At 55.8% G+C, this 2,198-nt stretch carries 1 protein-coding gene; it reads right to left on the reverse strand.

Annotated elements, in window-relative coordinates:
* Positions 1-1,719: 1,719 nt before the first annotated feature.
* Positions 1,720-2,079: a hypothetical protein gene (locus P4L78_RS10010; RefSeq protein ID WP_309327885.1), complete on the reverse strand. Its 360-nt coding sequence runs from the start codon at positions 2,077-2,079 to the stop codon at positions 1,720-1,722.
* Positions 2,080-2,198: the final 119 nt, after the last annotated feature.

Consider the following 2,198-nt stretch of genomic DNA (forward strand, 5'->3'; position numbering starts at 1 on the left):
AGTGTGTGTGTGGAGTGTCGTTGAGCGCGCTGTATGATCAGTACGAGCGTGCGAACGGGAAGTGCGGCACAAGCAGGGCCGCACGAGAGAAAAAGAGAACGTTGGCCGAACGTTGGCCGACCGTTGCCAGTCATTTATTCAAAGACTTTGAATAAATGACTGGCGACCGAAGGCCAACTGGAATAAATGACTGGCAGTGCACACCTTGCACATGCCAGTGGAGAGGTAGAGTACAGAGGACACAGGTACGATAATACATACAGTATTCTCACCTCTGACAGGTCTGCATTCGTATCCTAGCAGCGCCTGTCACAATTATGGAGGTTCCTGCCTCATCACAGGGGATGACACTTCGGAGCCATCATCGAAGCGGTGCCGCACTTCTGCTGCAGAGGAGACGGGTGTTCCTACTTCTGCTGCAGCAGCTTCTCAATCAACAACTCACAACTATCAGAACCACGGTAACGTCTCCGGCCAGTTGTTTCAAGGAAATACGATCGGTTCTCTTCACACGGCACCTGTCAACGTACATCACCATCATTGCCAATCGAAAGCAGACTCTGTGGCTGCAGCTGTCGCGCACGAACGCTCGCGACAACCTCCAACCGCACAAGAACGTGCTACGAACTATACAGCCGGCGACTGGGAGTACGAACCACCACGACGAGGCGGCTTCGAGCCAGATTTTCAAGCATACGCATCGGACCCTCGACTTCGATCCATCGGGCACACTTTCGGCGAGCACGGCTACGGACTTCCTGTGTACTTTGCTGCCGATACTCCGAGTCGACTTCGTGGTGGATTGCGCATTCTGTTCAACTGCTACTCGAAGGGAACCAACGACGGTAGGTTTTACGTGTACTACGGTGACCTGTATGAGAAGTTCACTGAAGCACAGCGGTCGCATTTGGAGCAATTCACTATTCCAGGAACCGGTAACGTGAAATCGGCCCAATTACGTCGAGATGCTGAGTTTTGACGGCATCGCATGGGTGAGTGCGTCGTCATCGTCCCTAGCCGTAGTCTGCAGATCCGTCCGACTGGTGCGGACCTGTGCGAGGTGACGCGCGGTGCAGTCGCATCGCGTGTAGACAACAGCAAGCACACTGGCTCGAGCAGCGTCACGATGTATGTGCGATAAACTTGAGCAAACAATAATGAAGTGCAATGTGATTCGAGAATACACGTGTATGCTAGATGCTAGAGCGATGCGATTGCAAAAGGCGAGCATCTTCCTCCGTGGCGGCGTAAGACCGCTACCGGCAAGCACGCACGCAACGCGCGCAGCATGCCACAATCATTCGCTCGCTCGCGCATTGCATTAGCTATGGTACCCCCCGCGTTATCGCTGCTCTACTAGCGCTCACTTCTCATCCATACAGCTCAGCCCGACTACGCGAACCGGCCACGCCATCCTCCAGCAGGCGTACGCGCGTCTGGAAATATATTGTATGTGCAATAAGCTAGAGCGTCTGATGTAGACTATATGTGCAATGGGCAAGAGCGAGCGCAAACAAGATGCAGTGCGTTTTAGAGAGGAGCGGAAGCGACGATCGGCAGTAGCGCCTGCGCGAGCCGCTTTCGCCGCTACGGCCAGTGCACGAGCAAAGGAAAATATTGTATGTGCAATAAGCTAGAGCAAGCGCAAACAAAATGCAATGCGATTTAGAGAGAAGCGGAAGCGACGATCAGCAGCAGCGCCTCGCGCACGGGACCGCCTTACGCCGCTGCGGCCAGTGCACCCTGGCCGAAACCGCCATGGAAGGCGGCGCTGAGGTTCACCTTCATCGAGTGGACCTCAGCGATGTGACGCGCCATGCGTCGTCGTGAGGCGAATGCGCGCTGGCCGAGTCCCGGACTCATCGGTCGGTCGCACGACAGCTGATTCACGCGCAGACGCTGGAGACCGCCGATCGTGATCGCAGCATTCGCTGACTGGAGAGCGACACTGAGACGCGCGTACGCCTGCTGGAGGAAGGCGTGACCGGACATGACGTCGACGTGACTCACCAACTTCTGAAGCAGCTGACGAGCCGACTCACCGATCGCACCATGAGCCTCGAGAGCAAACGGAATCATCTGATAGGCAGCTGCTGTTCCGAACGAACCGAGATATACAGGTCTGCACGAATGCCGCAGGGTGGTGGGTCGTTGACATCGGGATCGAATTGTTGCGCCGCAGTTCCGCAGCCGCTCAC

It is taken from the genome of Silvimonas sp. (assembly GCF_031291215.1).
Taxonomy (GTDB): Bacteria; Pseudomonadota; Gammaproteobacteria; order Burkholderiales; family Chitinibacteraceae; genus Silvimonas; species Silvimonas soli.

Bases quoted from the DNA above. Each gene is read 5' to 3' on its own strand.
- P4L78_RS10010 (WP_309327885.1), bottom strand. From the start codon at position 2,079: ATGATTCCGTTTGCTCTCGAGGCTCATGGTGCGATCGGTGAGTCGGCT.